The sequence below is a fragment of the Caulobacter sp. SRI_008 genome, from assembly GCF_057586355.1.
This window is the reverse complement of the sequence record NZ_JBYCZS010000035.1, coordinates 34056-51022: the sequence shown is the minus strand read 5'-3', so window position 1 is coordinate 51022 and position 16967 is coordinate 34056. Positions and strand designations below refer to the sequence as shown.

Below are 16967 nucleotides of genomic sequence, written 5' to 3'. Positions count from 1 at the left end.
GGTGACGATCCGCAGCCCGATCGCCGGCGTGGTGCTGGCCCTGCCGGTCGCGCCGGGCGGCTTCGTCGCCCAGGGCGGAGCGGTCGCCGAGGTCGCCGATCCCGGCCAGGTCGAGGCGGTGTTCAACGCGCCCGCAGAGGCGCTAGCCGCGCTGAGGGTCGGAACGTCGCTAAGGATCCTCGGCCCCGACGGAACCGAGACCGAGGCCGTGATCGTCGGCGTCGCCCCCATGGCCCAGGACGCCACCGGGGCCGCCGTAGTTCGCGCCCGGCCGCGCACCGGCAGGCTGGCGGCGGGCGCGGCGGTCAGCGCCGCCTTCGCCACCGGAAGCGGCGGCGCCCTCGCCGTGCCGTCCGAAGCCGTCCAGACCCTGGAAGGCGCGCCGGTGGTGTTCGTCGCCGAGGCCAAGGGCTTCCGCGCCCGGCCGGTGACGGTGGGCAAGTCGGGCGCCGGCCTGACCCAGATCCTGTCGGGCCTGAAGGCCGGGGAGCGGGTCGCCGGCCGCGGGGCTTTCGTGCTGAAGGCCGAACTGGCCAAGGGCGAAGCCGGGCATGGGGATCACTGAGCCATGCTGAGCAAACTTGTAGCCTTTTCGGTCCGCCACCGCTTCGCCGTGGTGGCCGCGACCCTCGCCGTCGCCGCGTTCGGGGTCGTTGAGCTGTTCAAGCTGCCGATCGACGCCACGCCCGACATCACCAACAAGCAGGTGCAGGTGACGACGGTCGCCCCCGCCCTTTCGCCCGAGGAGATCGAGCAGCGGGTGACGACGCCGGTCGAGACGGGCCTCGGCGGCGTGCCCGGCCTGGTCGAGACCCGCTCGATCTCGCGCAACGGCTTCAGCCAGATCACCGCCGTCTTCGAGGAAGGCGTCGACATCTATTTCGCCCGCCAGCAGGTGGCCGAACGGCTGGAGGCGGTGCGCGCCGACCTGCCGGCCGACGCCAAGCCCGCCATCGCCCCGGTGACCACCGGCCTGGGCGAGGTGATGATGTGGACCGTCGAATACCGGCCGGTGAAGTCGCCGCGCGCCGGCGTTCCTGGTCCGCAGCCCGACGGCAGCTACCTGACGCCCGAGGGCGAACGGCTGGTCGGCGAGAAGGACAAGGCCACCTATCTGCGCACCGTGCAGGACTGGATCGTGACGCCGCAGCTGCGCACGACCAAGGGCCTGGCCGGGGTCGACGCCATCGGCGGCTACGTCAAGGAGTACGCCGTGCGGCCCGATCCGGCGCGGCTGGCGGCCTATGGCGTGGGCCTGAACGAACTGGTCGAGGCTGTCGAGCACGCCAACACCGTGGCGGGCGCGGGCTATGTCTCGCGCGGCGGCGAGGCCTTCGTGGTGCGGGCCGACGCGCGGGTGACCTCGCTGGCGGACCTGGCCTCGGCGCCGGTGACCAGCCGGGGCGGCCTGGTGGTGCGCGTCGCCGACGTCGCGGCGGTCGAGATCGGCCAGGCCGCGCGTCTGGGCGCGGCCCAGGAGAACGGCGAGGAGGTGGTGATCGGCACGGCCCTGATGCGGGCCGGCGAGAACAGCCGCACGGTGGCCAAGGCGGTCGGCGAGCGGCTGAAGGCCATCGCCCCGTCCCTGCCGGCGGGTGTGGCGGTCAAGACGGTGCTGGACCGCACCGATCTGGTCGACCGCACCATCGCCACCGTGCGTCGGAACCTGGCCGAAGGCGCCCTGCTGGTCGTGGTGGTGCTGTTCCTGCTGCTGGGCAATGTGCGGGCGGCGATCATCACCGCCCTGGTCATCCCGCTGGCCTTCCTGGTCGGGGTGATCGGCATGAACCGCTTCGGGGTCAGCGGAAACCTGATGAGCCTGGGGGCGCTGGACTTCGGCCTGCTGGTCGACGGGGCCGTGGTGGTGGTCGAGAGCACCCTGACCCGCATGGGCGCGCGGCGCGCGCTGGAAAGCCGCGACCTGACCCTGGCCGAGCGGCTGGAGGAAGCCGCCGGCGCCGCCGCGAAGATGGCCAAGCCGGCCGCCTTCGGCCAGGCGGTGATCCTGCTGGTCTACGCCCCGCTGCTGGCGCTGGAGGGCGTCGAGGGCAAGATGTTCCAGCCGATGGCGGCGACGGTGATGCTGGCCCTGGCCGGCGCCTTCGTGCTGACCTTCACCTTCGTGCCGGCGATGACCGCGCTGCTGGTGAAGGCGCCCAAGACCGCGCACCAGGAGACCAAGGTCGAGAGCCTGGCGCGACGGCTGGTCGAGCCCGCCACCCGCTGGGCGGTCGATCGGCCGCTGGTGGTCGGACTGGGCGCGGCCGGCGCGGTGCTGGTCGGCCTGCTGACCTTCCTGTCGCTGGGGCGGGAGTTCATGCCCACCCTGGATGAGAAGGACGTGCTGGTTCAGGCCCTGCGCACGCCCAGCGCCTCGCTCGAGCAGTCGATCGAGATGCAGGGAAGGCTGGAGAAGGCGCTGCTGAAGGTTCCCGAGGTGGCCTTCGTGTTCTCCAAGACCGGCACGGCCGAGATCTCCACCGACCCGATGCCGCCGTCGATCAGCGACACCTTCGTGGTGCTGAAGCCGACGCGCGACTGGCCCGACCGCGGCCTGAAGAAGGCCCAGGTGGTCGAGAAGATCGAGCAGGCGGCCGCCGGCCAGATCGGCTCGGCCTACGAGATCACCCAGCCGATCCAGATGCGGTTCAACGAACTGATCTCGGGCGTGCGCTCGGACGTGGCGGTGAAGATCCATGGCGACGACCTGGCCGCCATGGAACGGACGGCCGGCGAGGTGGCCGCCGCCCTGGGCAAGATCCGGGGCGCGGCCGACGTGCGGGTCGAGCAGGTCTCGGGCCTGCCGATGATCACCGCCGAGGTCGATCGCGCGGCGGCCGCTCTATACGGCCTGCACGCGGCCGACGCCGCCGACGCCGTGCAGATCGCCCTGGCCGGACGCGAGGCCGGCCGGGTGTTCGAGGGTGACCGGCGCTTCGACGTGGTGGTGCGGCTGCCCGACGCCGCCCGCAACGACCTGGCCGTGGTCGCCCAGACCCCGCTGGCGATCAACGACGGGGCGGGCTTCGCGCCGCTGGGCTCGGTGATCCGCTTCAAGGAGGGCGAAGGCCCCAACCAGATCAGCCGCGAGAACGGCAAGCGCCGCATCGTGGTGCAGGCCAATGTGCGCGGCCGCGACCTGGGCGGTTTCGTCGACGAGGCGCGTGCGGCGATCGGTCGCGAGGTCGAGTTGCCGCCCGGGTCCTGGGCGAGCTGGGGCGGGCAGTTCGAGAACCTGCAACGGGCCGAGGCGCGGCTTGGCCTGCTGGTTCCGGCCGTGGCCCTGCTGATCGGCGGGCTGCTCTATCTGGCGCTGGGCTCGGCCCGGCAGGCGGCGCTGGTGTTCGCCTGCGCGCCCCTGGCGCTGGTGGGTGGAACCCTGGCCCTGGCGGCCCGGGGCATGCCGTTCTCGGTGTCGGCCGCCGTCGGCTTCATCGCCGTATCGGGAATCTCGACCCTGAACGGCCTCGTGCTGCTGCAGGCCATCGGCGAGCGGCTGGAAGCTGGCCTGGCCCCAGCTGTCGCCGCCGTCGAGGGGGCGATGTCACGGCTGCGGGCGGTGCTGACCACCGCCCTGGTGGCCATGCTGGGCTTCCTGCCGATGGCCCTGGCCCACGGCGCGGGCGCGGAGGTGCAGAAGCCCCTGGCCACGGCGGTGATCGGCGGCCTGGCCGTGGCCACCCTGCTGACGCTGGTGGCCCTGCCGAGCCTGGCGGCCCGGCTGGCGCGCCCGACGGCGGCTCGCGACGTCTGACGCCCGGTCGCGGCGTCCGGGGAAAGTCGGCGCGCCGACAACCCTGCGACGCCGCGACCAGCTACACACGTAGAGATGTATTCACCCGAGACGCGACCATTACCCCTCCAGTACTGCAAAATAGTGCGCATCACATACGCGCCCCAGAAAACCGTAGCGCTTTTTAATTAGGCCGATCGGTGTATTTACTTACCAATCCATTAAGATCTTAATTGCATGCGAAGGGGGAAACCTCTTCTTCGCCCGTAACAAAAGAAGCTCGGGCAGGACATTAAGAGGAGGAAATGCGAATGAATACTCTGCGCAATCTGATCTTGGAGGAAGACGGCGCCGCGGCTGCGGAATACGCCCTCATCCTGGCGATCATCGGCAGCGCCATCGCCGTGGCGGCCGTGCTGCTGGGCACCAACATCGGCACCGCCATCACCGACGCCGCCACCTGCGTGGCCAATCCGTCGGCCGCCAACTGCTGAACCAAGTCGTCGGCGACGCGGGCGGCAAGCCGTGTCGCCGACCCATGGCGAAGGGCTAGGACAGGCCCGACGTCGACGTGGGGAGGGGGTCGAACCATGCAGACCAAGACCATCATATCCCTGGGCGCAGCCGCGGTGCTGGGCCTGGGCGCCGTGCTCGCCGCGCGTGTCTACATGAGCGCCGGGCGCGATGACGCCCCGGCCCTGAAGGAAACCGGCTCGACGCCTGTCGTCGTCGCCTCGCAACCCCTCGCCAGGGGCTTCAAGCTGCAAGGCGCGGTGCTGAAGGTCGCGCACTATCCGGCCGACGCCGTGCCCCAAGGCGCGTTTCGCACCATTCCCGAGGCCGCTTCCGGCCCCGGCGGCGCCCGCATCGCGCTGAAGGACATCGCCGCCAACGAGCCGATCCTGGCCGACCGGGTCTCCGGTTCGGGCGGACGCTCCAACCTCGCCAGTTCGCTGGGCGAAGGCATGCGGGCGGTGTCGCTGCGCGCCAACGACGTGGCCGGCGTCGGCGGCTTCGTGCTGCCCGGCGACCGGGTGGACGTCATGCTGACCCGCAGCAAAGACAACAACCAGCCCGAGACCAGCCTGACCCAGGTGCTGGCCGAGAACGTGCGGGTCGTGGGCGTCGACCAGTCCGACGACCAGAGCGCCGACAAGCCCGTGGTGGTCAAGGCGATCACCGTCGAGGTGACGCCCGACCAGGCCCAGGCCATTACCCTGGCCCAGGCCGTGGGCGCGCTGTCGCTGGCCCTGCGCCAGATCTCCGACCAGTCGCCGCTGGGTCGCCGGACCATGACCCTGGCCGACCTGTCGCGTGGCATGGGCCCAACGCCCGTCTCCAGCCCGGCCGCGGCCGCGCCGGTGCGGGCCTCGGCGCCGCGCCGTCCGCCCGTCCGCCGTCCCGCGACGACGACCATGCCGCCGATGTCGACCGAGGTCCGCGTGACGCGCGGCGTCGAGACCACCGGCTATCGGGTGGGGCTGTGACCATGGCCGCGCCCGCTCCTCACCCCTCCAGCCGCGGCGCCAGGACGGCGCGCGGCGCAGGATCCGCTCACATGACCCTGAAACACACGCTGCTGGCCGCGGCGGCCTGGTTGCTGCCGCTGATGGCGGTCGCCCTGCCGACCACCGTAAAGGCCCAGCCCGCCGCCCTCTCCGACGCCGCCATCCGCAAGGTCGAGGTCAATGTCGCGGTCGGCAAGGCCCAGGTGCTGGAGCTGCCCGCTCCGTACACGGACATCATGATCGGCAACCCCGACACCGCCGACGTTCTGCCGCTGACCTCACGGTCGGTCTATGTGGTCGGCAAGAAGCTGGGGGGCACGACCCTCACGGCCTACGGCCCGGGCCGCCGGCTGGTGGCCGCCGCCAATGTGGTGGTCGGCGCCGACGTCGAGACCCTTCGCCAGCGGATGCGCGAGGCCCTGCCCGACGAGGACGGCCTGAAGGTCGCCTCGGGCAACCAGTCGATCGTGCTGTCGGGCACGGCCAGCAGCGGCGCGATCGCCGGCCGGGCCGCGGCCCTGGCCGAGAGCTACGCCCCCGGCCAGGTGGTCAACATGCTGTCGGTGCAGGGCAGCCAGCAGGTCACGCTTTCCGTGCGCATCGTCGAGATGGAACGCGCCACGGCCAAGGCCCTGCGGCTGAACATGAACACCGCCAACCCGGCCTCGGCGAACTACCACAACTTCGTCATCGGCACCGGTGACACCGGGGTGGCCAGCACCCTGACCGACACCTTCGGCCTGCTGAAGTTCCCGCTGCGGGCCGGCGACGTCGATCTGGACGTGCTGTTCGACGCCCTGGAGACCAAGGGCCTGGTCAAGACCCTGGCCGAGCCGAACCTGACGGCCATGTCGGGCGACACCGCCAACTTCCTGGCCGGCGGCGAGTTCCCCGTCCCCGTGGCCCAGAACCAGAGCGGCGGCCAGACGACGATCACGGTCGAGTTCAAGCAGTTCGGCATCGGCCTGGCCTTCACCCCCACCGTCCTGCAGGACGGGCTGGTGAACCTGGTGGTCAATCCCGAGGTCTCGAGCATCGACCCGAACGCCTCGTTCGTCAGCAACGGTCTGCGGATCCCCGGCATCAAGGTGCGGCGGGCCAAGACCACGGTCGAGCTGCGCGACGGCGAGTCCTTCACGATCGCGGGCCTGATCCGCGACGACTACCAGGACCAGATCCGCCAGTTCCCGATGCTGGGCGACCTGCCGATCCTGGGCTCGCTGTTCCGCTCGACCAGCTACCAGCGCAATCAGACCGAGCTGGTGATCCTGGTCACTCCGCATCTCGTGCGGCCGACGCGAGCCCGGCAGGCGACGCCCGCCGACCGCTTCGTTCCGCCGTCCGACACCGAGCTGTTCCTGCTGGGCAAGACCCAGTCGAGCCAGCCGTCCACGTCCAAGGGAGGGGCCGATGCGCCTCAAGGCCATGTCCTTCAATAGGATCCTGCTCGCCGCGGCGTCGCTCGCCGCTTCCGGGGCCGCCCTCGCCGGCTGCGCCGACGCCCGCAAGGACCTGTCGCCCGACTTCGGCGTGGCGCTGCGGTCCAACCTCGCCGCCCAGATCGCCGATCCGGAGGCCCGCTACGAGGGCGTGCTGCAGCCGGGCGGCGACGGGGTCCGCGCGGCCCTGGCGGCCACCCGCTACGGCAAGAACCAGGTGATCCAGCCAGTCCAGGCCAGCACCTCCAGCATCGACAACAAGGGAGCGGCCAAGAGTCCGGCCAACTGACCATGTCGCGCGCTTCTTCCCTTCTCCGGCGTTTTGTCCAGGACCGTTCGGGCACGGTGGCCACCCTCACCGGCGTGGCGCTGATCGGGCTGGTGGCGATCGGGGGCCTGGCCTTCGACGTCAGCCGCGCCCTGGCGCTGCGGGCGGAACTGGAGAACGCCGTCGACGCCGCCGCCCTGGCCGGCGCCAGCCAGCTGGACGGCGCCAGCGGCGCCATGGGTCGGGCCCAGACGGCGGCCATGGGCAGCCTGGTCAGCAACCGTCAGGCCCTGGGCGACACCTACGAGAGCAACGTCGCCGTCGCCGCCAGCGACATCACCTTCCTGTCCAGCCGCGATCCAGACGTCACGGCGAGCACCGACGCCACCGCCAAGTTCATCCGCATCAACCTGGCCCCCAGGTCCCGGGGCCTGGTGTTCGGGGCGCTGACCGGCGCGTCCGGCTTCAACGCCACGGCGCGGGCGGTGGCCGGCTACGGCACGGCGATCTGCAAGTCGCCGCCGCTGATGATCTGCAATCCGAACGAGGCCGCCAGCCTGACGTTCGACGGCGACAACTACATCGGCAAGAACTTCGTCCTGACCCCGCCGCCCGGCGGCAACGGGGCCTGGGGACCGGGGAACTTCGGCTTCCTGTCGGTCGGCTCGGGCGCAGCCGACGTCAAGAACGCCATGGGCCGCAGCCCGCCCCTGACCGAGTGCTTCGGCACCACGGTGCAGACTCAGACCGGCAACATCGCCTCGGCCGACGACTACTTCAACGTCCGCTTCGACATCTACAAGTCCTCGGCCGGCGGGCTGAAGAGCGACCCGCTGTACCTGCCGGCGATGAACACCATGGTCGGGTCCAAGACCGCGGCCGGCAACAGCGCCTGCACGCCCAGCGTCTCCGTGCCCAGCAACAGCTGCTCCAGCAGCGCGGCGGTCAGCACCGGCATGGGCCTGCCCCGCGACTGCAACCAGTCGAGCGTGGTGGGCAGCGGTATCTGGAACGTCGCCCAGTACTTCGCCACCAACCACTCGGGCATCAACCCGACCACCTACACGCCGCAGGTTCCCGCGGGCGCGACCGGCACGGGCTGGAACGCCTTTGGCCCCGCGCCGGTCGCCGGCGCCACCAGCCCCACGCGCTACCAGGTCTACAAGTGGGAGCTGGCGATGCTGAACGGGACGATCTCCAAGCCCGCCGGCGCCTTCTCCGACAGCCAGACCGCGACCAGCGGCTCGCACGACTACGCCGCGCCCCAGTGCAACAAGACCGGCGCCCAGATCACCCCCGACCGCCGCACGATCTCGGCCGTCATCGTCAACTGCAACGCCGACAACGTCCACGGCAGCTCGACGGTGCACGTCATCGCCTATGTCGACCTGTTCCTGATCGGCCCGGCCGTCAGCAACTCGATCTACGGCGAGGTCATCGGCGCGACGACGGACGTCTCGGCCGTCGGCGCGGAGACCAAGCTCTATTCGGTGAGGCTCTATGACTAGCCGCCCCGCCCTCTTCCGCCGGCTACTGGCCGGGCGCAGCGGCTCGGCGGCGGTCGAGTTCGCCCTGGTGCTGCCGTTCATGGTGCTGCTGTGCTTCGCCTTCGTCGGCGCGGGACGGCTGTTCTGGAACTACCACATCGCCGTCTCGGCGGTGCGCGACGCGGCCCGCTACGCCGCCCGCCTGCCGATGGACTGCGCGGGCTTCACCGGAACGAGCGCCGCCCAGAACCTGACCAACACCCAGAACCTCACCCGCACCGGCACGGTCGACGCCTCGGGCACGCCCCTGATCGCCACCTGGACCAGCAACGCCACGGTCACGGTCAGCTTCTCCTGCGTCGCCAACAGCGGCGCCTATCTGGGGCGCTACGAGGACATGACCGGCGTGCCGCGCGTGCAGGTCTCCGCCACCCCGCCCTACATCGAGTCCTTCGGCCCGCTGACGGGCGTCACCCTCACCTCGTTCACGGTCAGCGCCCAGGAGGCGTGGACAGAATGACCCGCCTCCAACCCCTCATCCAGCGGCTGGCCCGCGACGACGGCGCCGCCACGGCGGCCGAGTTCGGCCTGGTCTGCTTCGCCTTCGTCTCGATGCTGCTGGCCGTGATCGACATGGGCCGGCTGGGCTGGACCATCAACACCGCCAAGACCGCCACCCGCGAAGGCGTGCGCCTGGCCGTGGTCAGCCCGATGATCGCCTCGGCGATGGCCAACTACGACGGGCTGACCCAGAACATCGCCGGCGGCGGAACCGCGCCGAACGTGACCTTCAGCTGCGCCGGCTCCTCGTCCAGCTGCACCCAGACGGCCGGGACCACCCTGTCGGGCAACACCTTCGACAACAGCACCTTCAACGCCGTCGTGACGAAGATGCAGCACTACGATCCCGAGATCACGGCCGCCAAGGTCACCGTCACCTACCGCCATGTCGGGATCGGCCGGGTGGGCAACCCCTACGCCCCGGACATGGAGCCGCTGGTCAGCGTCAGCGTGACCGGCCTGACCTTCCAGAGCGCCGCCCTGCAGATCTTCGGCGTCGCGCCTTTCACCCTTCCCACCATGACGTCGACACTCAGCGGAGAGAGCCTGTCATGAGCCTGCTCCATTTCGGTCGCCCGAAATCCGTCGCCCCACCGCCCCCGCCCAGCCGCCCCACAGCCTGGCGCGTAGGGCTGTGCGGCGTGGGCCTCGGCGCGGATCCGCCGGTGGCCATGCTGTCGGCGATGTTCCCGGCCGTGACCTTCCGGTTGCTCGATTGCGCCTGGCCCGAACGCGCCGCCCACACCTTCGACCTGCTGATCGTGGGGCTGAACGGCGCCGATCCGGCCGAGGTCGAGCGGATGACCCAGCGCATCGCCAGCAGCGCCGCCCGCATCGAGGTGCTGGTCGCCATGCGCGGCGCCGAGATCGACGCCACCCGCCGGCTGCTGCACCAGGGCGCGGCCGACGTGCTGCCGGCCCCGGTCAGCGACACGACCCTGGCCATCGCCCTGGAGCGGATCTTCTGCCGGCTCGACACCGGCCGGGCCCACAAGCGCAGCGGCGAGATCATCAGCGTACTGAAGGCGGGCGGCGGGGTCGGCGCGACCTCGCTGGCGGCCCAGACGGCGGTCATGCTGGCCGGGCGTTCCGGCGGCTCCGGCGTCTGCCTGGCCGATCTGGACGTGCAGATGGGCGTGGCCGCCCTCTATCTGGATGTCGGCGACGCGGTGACGGTGGGCCAGGTGCTGGCGGCCGGCGGCGCGGTGGAGGAAATGCCGTTCGCGACGTCCCTGCCCTGCCACCGCAGCGGCGTGGCCGTGCTGGGCGCGCCACAGGAGATGATGCCGGTCGAGGCGCTGAGCCCGACCGTCGTCGACGGCCTGATCGCCGCCCTGCGTCGCGACTTCGAAACCACCCTGGTCGATCTGCCCACGGTCTGGACGGCCTGGACCAACCGCCTCCTGCGCCAGTCGCAGCGCATCGTCCTGGTCACTCACCTGTCGGTGCCGCACGTGCACCTGGTGCGCCGACAGCTGCACATGCTGGCCGCCCAGCGCCTGGACGACGTGCCGCTGACGCTGGTCTGCAACCAGGTCGAGCCCGACAACGCCAGCGGCCTGTCGCTGAAGGCCGCCGAGCAGGCCATCGGCCGCCCCTTCGACCTCGTGGTTCCCGAGGACCGCAAGCTGATGCACCAGGCGATCAACCAGGGCGTGGCGCTGAGCGCCGTGCGCCGGGGGACCAAGCTGGAGGCGGCGATCACCCGTCTGGCCGACACGCTGGTGACCACCCAGCCCGTCGCGCTCGCCCAGGCTGGGAGATAGCCATGCTGTGGAGTGAAGAAACCCACCGGATCGAAAGCCAGGCCGCCGCGGCCGAATTCGCCCAGGCCCCGCCGATCGACGACGCTCTTGGCCTGAAGGTGCGACTGCACCAGCGGCTGATCGACCTCTTGAACCTCAGCCTGCTGGACCGCACCCCGCGCGAGACCCTGCGCCAGGAGATCCGCGGCGCGGTCAGCGGCCTGCTGGCCGACGAGAAGCGCCTGCTGACGCCGGCCCAGACCGACCAGTTGGTCGACGAGATCCTGGACGAGCTGCTGGGCCTGGGCCCGCTCGAGCCCCTCCTGAAGGACGACACCGTCACCGATATCCTGATCAACACCCACGAGATGGTCTATGTGGAGCGGGCCGGCCGCCTGCAGCGCACCAATGTGCGCTTCCAGGACACCCGCCACCTGGTGCGGATCATCAACAAGATCGTCGCGGCCGTGGGCCGGCGGATCGACGAGAGCCAGCCTATGGTCGACGCCCGTCTGGCCGACGGTTCGCGCGTCAACGCCATCATCCCGCCGCTGGCCGTGGACGGCCCCCTGGTCTCGATCCGCAAGTTCTCGCGCGTGCCCCTGGCCATGGACCGTCTGGTCGAGCTGGGCAGCATCACCCGTGAGATGGCCCTGGTGCTGGAGGCCGTGGTCCAGGCCCGGCGCAACGTGCTGATCTCGGGCGGCACCGGCTCGGGCAAGACCACCCTGCTCAACGCCATGTCGGCCTATATCGACGACCACGAGCGGATCATCACCATCGAGGACTCCGCCGAGCTTCAGCTCCAGCAGTCGCATGTCGGCCGGCTGGAGACCCGCCCCGCCAACATCGAAGGCCAGGGCGAGATCCAGCAGCGCGAGCTGGTGCGCAACGCCCTGCGCATGCGGCCCGACCGCATCATCGTCGGCGAAGTCCGCTCGGGCGAGGCCTTCGACATGCTGCAGGCGATGAACACCGGCCACGACGGCTCGATGACCACGGTGCACGCCAACACCCCGCGCGACGCCCTTTCACGGGTCGAGCAGATGGTCGGCATGGCCGGGCTCGACATCCCCGCCCGCTCGGTGCGCGGCCAGATCGCCTCGGCCATCCACGTGGTGGTGCAGGCCGAGCGGATGGAGGACGGCGCCCGCCGCATCGTGTCGGTCTCGGAGATCACCGGCATGGAGGAGGACGTCATCTGCATGCAGGAGATCTTCCGCTTCCGCCGCGCCGGACGGACGATCGACGGCAAGGTCGCGGGCGCCTACGAGGCCACCGGCGTGCGGCCGCGGTTCATGGAGGTTCTGCACGCCCGCGGCGTGGACCTGCCGTCGAACCTGTTCTCGCCTGGCCGGATCTCGGGGTGAAGCCATGGACAGCCTACTTTTTCCGATGGCGCTGGTGCTGGCCTTCGTGGCCGCCGTGCTGGCCGGCCAGACCATCTTCGACCTGCTGCTATCGGCCCGCGAGCACACCCAGAGGGTCAATCGCCGCCTGACGCTGATGGCCGGCGGCATGAGCCAGGACAAGGTCTATGAGGCCCTGGTGCGCGACCCGCGCGGCAGCTGGATCGACCGCTCGTCGTTCGGCGCCCTCTACGGCAAGGCCGTGCTCTATCTGCGCCAGTCGGGGATCACCGCCGGGCCGCTGCAGGTGATGGGCGCCACGGCGGCCGTCGCCGGCGGCCTGTGGCTGCTGGCGCTGGTGTTCCTGCGCAGCCAGCCGGTGGAGACGCCCGTCTCGCAGGTGCTGGTGACGGCGATCGGCGCGGCGGCCATCAGCATGGCGGTCGCGGCCATGTGGATCATCAATCGACACGCCACACGCCTGGCCAAGCTGGAGGAACAGCTGCCGCTGTCGCTGGACGTCATGATCCGGGCCCTGCGCGCCGGCCACCCGGTGATCTCGGCCGTCGGCCTGGTGACCCAGGAGATGCCCGACCCGATCGGCAGCGAGTTCGGCCTGGTGCTGGACGAGACGACCTACGGCGTGGAGTTCCGTGACGCCCTGGCCAACCTGGCCCGGCGCACCGGCTCGCCGGACGTGGCCTTCTTCTCGGTCAGCATCGCCATCCAGAGCGAGACCGGCGGCAATCTGGCCGAGATCCTGGCGGGCCTGGCCACCGTGATCCGGGGCCGCGCCTCGCTGGCCAAGCGGATCCGGGCCCTGGCCAGCGAAGGCCGGATGTCGGCCCTGATCCTCAGCCTGCTGCCGGTGTTCTGCGTCGGCGTGGTCAGCGTCTTCCGGCCTGAGTTCTACACCAGCAAGTTCTCCGATCCCGCCTTCTGGCCCGTCGTGGCCGGCGTGATCGGCCTCTATTTCATCGGCCAGCTGATGATCCGCCGGATCGTCAACTTCAAATACTGAGGCCGCGACATGGACGCTCTCTTCTCCATCGCTCTGCAATTTGGGGTCTTCCTGGCCGTCGCGGCCATGGCCCTGCTGGCCTTCCGCCAGGTCGAGGCCGGCTCGGCCCTGCGACGGCGCATGCGCGAGCGGGCCGTCAGCGGGGCGTCCCTCGCCGCCGGTCCGGCCGGGGGCCTGCTCAAGGACACCAAGCCCAAGGCCTCGTGGCTGGGCTGGCTGCAGTCCAGGACCACGAGCGGCGACGAGAAGAAGCGCTCGCGCCTGGCCAAGACCCTGGCCGAGGCCGGCTTCGACCAGCCCGCGGCCGTGCCGCTCTACTTCCTGGCCCGGGTGATCGGCGCCGTGGGCCTGCCCGCCGCCCTGCTGATCGCCCAGAAGCTGTCGCCCAATCCGGTCGTCGGCCTGCCGGTGATCGCCGGGGCGCTGCTGCTGTGCGGCCTGGGCCTCGTGGTTCCGGCCATCTTCATCGACCTGCGCGCGGTGGGTCGCCGCGAGCGGCTGGAGCACCAGTTCCCCGACGCCCTGGACCTGATGGTGGTCTGCGTCGAGGCGGGCCTGGGCGTGGACGCGGCCTTCATCCGCGTCAGCCACGAGATCGCGCCCTCACACCCGGAGATCTCGGGCGAGTTCGGCCGCGTGTCGCAGGAGCTTCGGGCCGGCCGCAGCCGCGCCGACGCCCTGCGGCGGATGGCCGACCGGGTCAATGTCGACGCCCTGCGCGCCTTCGCGGCGCTGATGATCCAGACCGACAGCCTGGGGGCCAGCATCACCCAGACCCTGCGCTCCTATTCGGGCGAGCTGCGCGAGCGGCGGTTCCTGCGCGGCGAGGAGAAGGCGATGCGCATCCCCGTGCTGCTGACCCTGCCGCTGGTGGCCTGCATCCTGCCGGTGATCATCACCGCCCTGCTGCTGCCGGCCGGGCTCGACGTCGTCCACAACCTGATGCCCGCCCTCAAGAGGCACTAGAGGAGAAGCCAAGATGCGACGCTTGCTGATCGCCCTGCTGCTGATCCCGCTTTCCGGCTGCGCGACGCTGTCGCGCCTGGCGGCCCTGGTCACGCCGCACCGCCAGCCCCCGCTGGAGATCCGCGCCCTGGCCGCCCTGCCCGCGCCCGACCCCGCCGCGGCGGTCGATCGCCTGTACGGCCGGGCCGCCGAGGCCATCAACGCCCGCGACTACGCCCTGGCGCTGGAGCTGCTGCAACTGGCGGCGACCCGCGCGCCGGCCGACGTTCGGGTGCTGAACGCCCAGGGCGTGGTCTACGACAAGCTGGGCCGCTTCGACCTCAGCGCGCGCTACTACGAGCGGGCGCTGGCGGTCGATCCGAGCTCGCGCATCGTGCTCAGCAACATCGCCTATTCCGCCCGGCTGCAAGGCCGCGAGGTCGCGCCGGGCGTGCTGCAGGCCGCCGCGTCGCCGGCGCCCGCGCCCCAAGCCACCCCCTTGGCCGGCGGGCCGCCCGACGACGTCGCGCCGCTTCCCGGCGGCGGGTCCTGAGACTGATCCAGGAGACCTGGGATGGAAATCGACTTCGTCCGTCTGGCTGGTTCGATCGCCTATGCCGGCTTCTTCGTCGTCGCGGCGCTGTGGGACATGTGGAGCCGCAAGATCCCCAACTGGATCCCCGCCGCCCTGCTGGCCCTGTTCCTGACGGCGCAGTTCCTGTTCTGGCCGGCGCCGAGCTGGCTCTCCAGCCTGATGGCCTTCGGCCTCGTCATGCTGGCCGGCGTGCCGATGTTCGCGCGCCGTCTGGTCGGGGCCGGCGACGTCAAGCTGATGGCGGTCGCGGCCCTGTTCGCCGGCATGGAGAACCTGCTGCTGCTGACCATCGCGACGGCGATCGCCGGCGGGGCCCTGGCCCTGGTCGCCCTGGTCGCCCGCCCCTACGCCGTGGCCATGCCCGGCTGGATCAGGACCCGGGCCGGCGTGCCCTATGGCGTGGCCATCGCGGTCGGCGCCCTGCAGGTCGGGGTGGACTCGGGCCTGCTGGCCGTCAGCCACCGCCTGGTCGACCTTCAACTCTGAAAGTAGTGAAACTGCATTTCACTGCATTTACAGAGATATCGCGCGCCAGGAGAAACCGCGACGACGCGCCTCATCTTGATAGCGTTGTCTTCTCCACATAGTCTTTTTGACTACCCAATGCAGGGTATGCGACGCCCCACGAAATAATATCAAATCAATTACACAAGCCTTCAGTGTCGAAATTAAACAAATCTGTTTTTGAATTGCAGCAGCTACAATCCGTGGATGCAACGCAGACTTAAAGCAAGATCTTGTTGTCGGGGACTGGAAGGCGACCAGACGGGGCGTCGCACATGGGACTGATCAAGATGATCGAGGTGGTGGATTCGGAAGTCGAACGCGGCGTGTTCGAACCGCACGTCGCCAACGCCATCCTCAACCTGCTGAATTTCGGAGTCATCGTCTCCGACAGCGAAGGCTGCGTCTACGCGGCCAATGACCTGGCCTGGAGCTACGTCGCCCACGGCGACGGGCTGTCGGAAAAGGGCGGACTGCTGACGGCCGAGAACGGCTTCGAGGCCGAGGCCCTGCACAACCGCATCGCCGCGGCCGTGCGCCAGGGCCGATCCGGCGCCATGCTGATCCACCGCTCGCGCAGCCAGAAACCCCTGGTCGTGCTGGTCGAACCGTTCAGCACCGACGACAGCGGCTTCCGCTGCGCCCTGGTCACGGTCCGTGAGGTCGGCCGAGCCTCTCCCCGCATCGCCGAGCGCGCGCGGATGATGTTCAACTTCTCGCCGGCGGAAGCGGAGATCGTCGCCCGCGTGGCCCAAGGCCTCGAGCCGGCCGAGATCGCCGCCGAGCGCAAGGTCAGCATCAACACCCTGCGCGTCCAGATGGCCTCGGCCATGGTCAAGGTTGGCGTGCACCGCCAGGCCGAACTGGTCTCGGTTATTTCTTCCGCCGATATCATCGAATGAGATAAATTCTCGGCTCTATTCTTGCCATTAGTAAGGCTGCGTTATTGTGGAGCGACCTGTATATGTTAATATTTACAGGTCGCGAGGGCAAATCCCCCCGTTTTGTCACCGCCGCGACGATGACCGGTTCGTCGGGGCTGTCCGCAACGCCTCGACGCTCCTCGGCGGAGCCGCCCCGCCCGTCGAGCGCCGGATCAGGACATCAGCACCCCCTCGTCCTGATCCGGCGTCGGTCGATCGCCGCCACTCGCGCACGCCAGACAACACAACCCAGCATTCACAACGCCCCTCACGGGGTTTTTTATTGTCCAGATCAGACGTAGTAAGAATGCATTACGCATGCATCATTAGATGCTACGTCTAACGAATATTCTATTGCGACAGTCTGTCATTCTTACTAATGGTTTTGTTTACCATGTTTTAGGGTGCGGTGCTTAACCCTCACCCGGGATGATCCTCCCATCATCCTCACTCCTGGGGTTTTAAATGCGCTTTCCGATGATCATGGCCGCCGCCTTCACCGTCCTGGCCGCCACCACCGCTTCCGCCGCGCCGGCCAGCTACGAGCTTCGCCTCGAAGGGCACGTGCCGGTCATCTGCCGCGTCAGCCTCGACGCCTCGACGGCCTCGAGCACCGAAGCGACCGACCTCGGCCGCATGACCGAGTTCTGCAACAGCGCCGCCGGCTACGAAGTGCGCCTGACTCACGCCCAGGGCCTGAGCGACGCCGCGGTCTATGTCGACGGCGAGAAGATCCAGCTGTCGTCGACCGGCGTCACCCTGATCAGCCGCTCGAGCACCGCCGCCTCGCAGAGCCACGCCCTGCGCCTGGATCCGGGCGCGGACGCCGGCCAGGTCGGCGACCTGTCGGTGAACATCACCGCCCTCTGATCCTTCGCGCCCGCCCCTC

General features: G+C 69.9%; 17 protein-coding genes. All 17 read left to right on the top strand.

Annotated features, from left to right (window positions below; translation table 11 throughout):
- On the top strand, positions 1–565 hold a 565-nt coding region (locus AC2YHT_RS23695), incomplete at its 5' end, for an efflux RND transporter periplasmic adaptor subunit (protein WP_487292292.1).
- Between the two features lie 3 nt (positions 566–568).
- Positions 569–3754 carry an efflux RND transporter permease subunit gene (locus AC2YHT_RS23690; protein ID WP_487292291.1) on the top strand — a complete coding sequence of 1062 codons (3186 nt, stop codon included), beginning with the start codon at positions 569–571 and terminating at the stop codon, positions 3752–3754.
- Positions 3755–4038: 284 nt separating this feature from the next.
- Complete coding sequence (locus tag AC2YHT_RS23685) at positions 4039–4227, top strand: Flp family type IVb pilin (protein ID WP_199228579.1); 189 nt, start codon at positions 4039–4041, stop codon at positions 4225–4227.
- 96 nt (positions 4228–4323) lie between these two features.
- The gene (gene cpaB, locus AC2YHT_RS23680; protein ID WP_487292290.1) at positions 4324–5220 is read left to right on the top strand and encodes a Flp pilus assembly protein CpaB; all 897 of its coding nucleotides are present in this window, start codon (positions 4324–4326) and stop codon (positions 5218–5220) included.
- A 71-nt stretch (positions 5221–5291) separates the two neighbouring features.
- The gene (locus AC2YHT_RS23675; RefSeq protein WP_487292289.1) at positions 5292–6680 is read left to right on the top strand and encodes a type II and III secretion system protein family protein; all 1389 of its coding nucleotides are present in this window, start codon (positions 5292–5294) and stop codon (positions 6678–6680) included.
- Positions 6652–6969 (top strand): hypothetical protein, encoded by a 318-nt coding sequence (locus tag AC2YHT_RS23670; protein WP_110119366.1) that lies wholly within the window; start codon positions 6652–6654, stop codon positions 6967–6969. Before AC2YHT_RS23675 ends, AC2YHT_RS23670 begins: the two co-directional genes overlap by 29 nt.
- Before the next feature lie 56 nt (positions 6970–7025).
- Complete coding sequence (locus AC2YHT_RS23665) at positions 7026–8456, top strand: pilus assembly protein TadG-related protein (RefSeq protein ID WP_487292288.1); 1431 nt, start codon at positions 7026–7028, stop codon at positions 8454–8456.
- On the top strand, positions 8449–8955 hold the full coding sequence (locus AC2YHT_RS23660) for a TadE/TadG family type IV pilus assembly protein (RefSeq protein ID WP_487292287.1): 507 nt from the start codon (positions 8449–8451) through the stop codon (positions 8953–8955). Before AC2YHT_RS23665 ends, AC2YHT_RS23660 begins: the two co-directional genes overlap by 8 nt.
- Complete coding sequence (locus tag AC2YHT_RS23655; RefSeq protein WP_487292286.1) at positions 8952–9551, top strand: TadE/TadG family type IV pilus assembly protein; 600 nt, start codon at positions 8952–8954, stop codon at positions 9549–9551. The genes AC2YHT_RS23660 and AC2YHT_RS23655 overlap by 4 nt, the downstream gene beginning before the upstream one ends.
- Positions 9548–10762: a CpaE/TadZ family protein gene (locus AC2YHT_RS23650; protein WP_487292285.1), complete on the top strand. Its 1215-nt coding sequence runs from the start codon at positions 9548–9550 to the stop codon at positions 10760–10762. Before AC2YHT_RS23655 ends, AC2YHT_RS23650 begins: the two co-directional genes overlap by 4 nt.
- Positions 10763–10764: 2 nt before the next feature.
- Positions 10765–12111, top strand: coding sequence for a TadA family conjugal transfer-associated ATPase (locus AC2YHT_RS23645; protein ID WP_487292284.1), 1347 nt, complete (start codon positions 10765–10767; stop codon positions 12109–12111).
- 4 nt (positions 12112–12115) lie between these two features.
- Positions 12116–13111, top strand: a complete 996-nt coding sequence (locus AC2YHT_RS23640; protein WP_487292283.1) for a type II secretion system F family protein — start codon at positions 12116–12118, stop codon at positions 13109–13111.
- A gap of 9 nt (positions 13112–13120) precedes the next feature.
- A complete protein-coding gene (locus AC2YHT_RS23635) occupies positions 13121–14077 on the top strand; it encodes a type II secretion system F family protein (protein WP_487292282.1) in 957 nt (318 codons plus the stop codon).
- A 13-nt stretch (positions 14078–14090) separates the two neighbouring features.
- Positions 14091–14609, top strand: coding sequence for a tetratricopeptide repeat protein (locus AC2YHT_RS23630; RefSeq protein ID WP_487292281.1), 519 nt, complete (start codon positions 14091–14093; stop codon positions 14607–14609).
- A gap of 21 nt (positions 14610–14630) precedes the next feature.
- Entirely contained in the window at positions 14631–15137 is a 507-nt protein-coding gene (locus AC2YHT_RS23625) for an A24 family peptidase (protein WP_487292280.1), read from the top strand.
- A gap of 293 nt (positions 15138–15430) precedes the next feature.
- Positions 15431–16057: a helix-turn-helix transcriptional regulator gene (locus tag AC2YHT_RS23620; protein ID WP_487292279.1), complete on the top strand. Its 627-nt coding sequence runs from the start codon at positions 15431–15433 to the stop codon at positions 16055–16057.
- Positions 16058–16543: 486 nt separating this feature from the next.
- Positions 16544–16948, top strand: coding sequence for a hypothetical protein (locus tag AC2YHT_RS23615; RefSeq protein ID WP_487292278.1), 405 nt, complete (start codon positions 16544–16546; stop codon positions 16946–16948).
- The last annotated feature ends 19 nt before the right edge of the window (positions 16949–16967 follow it).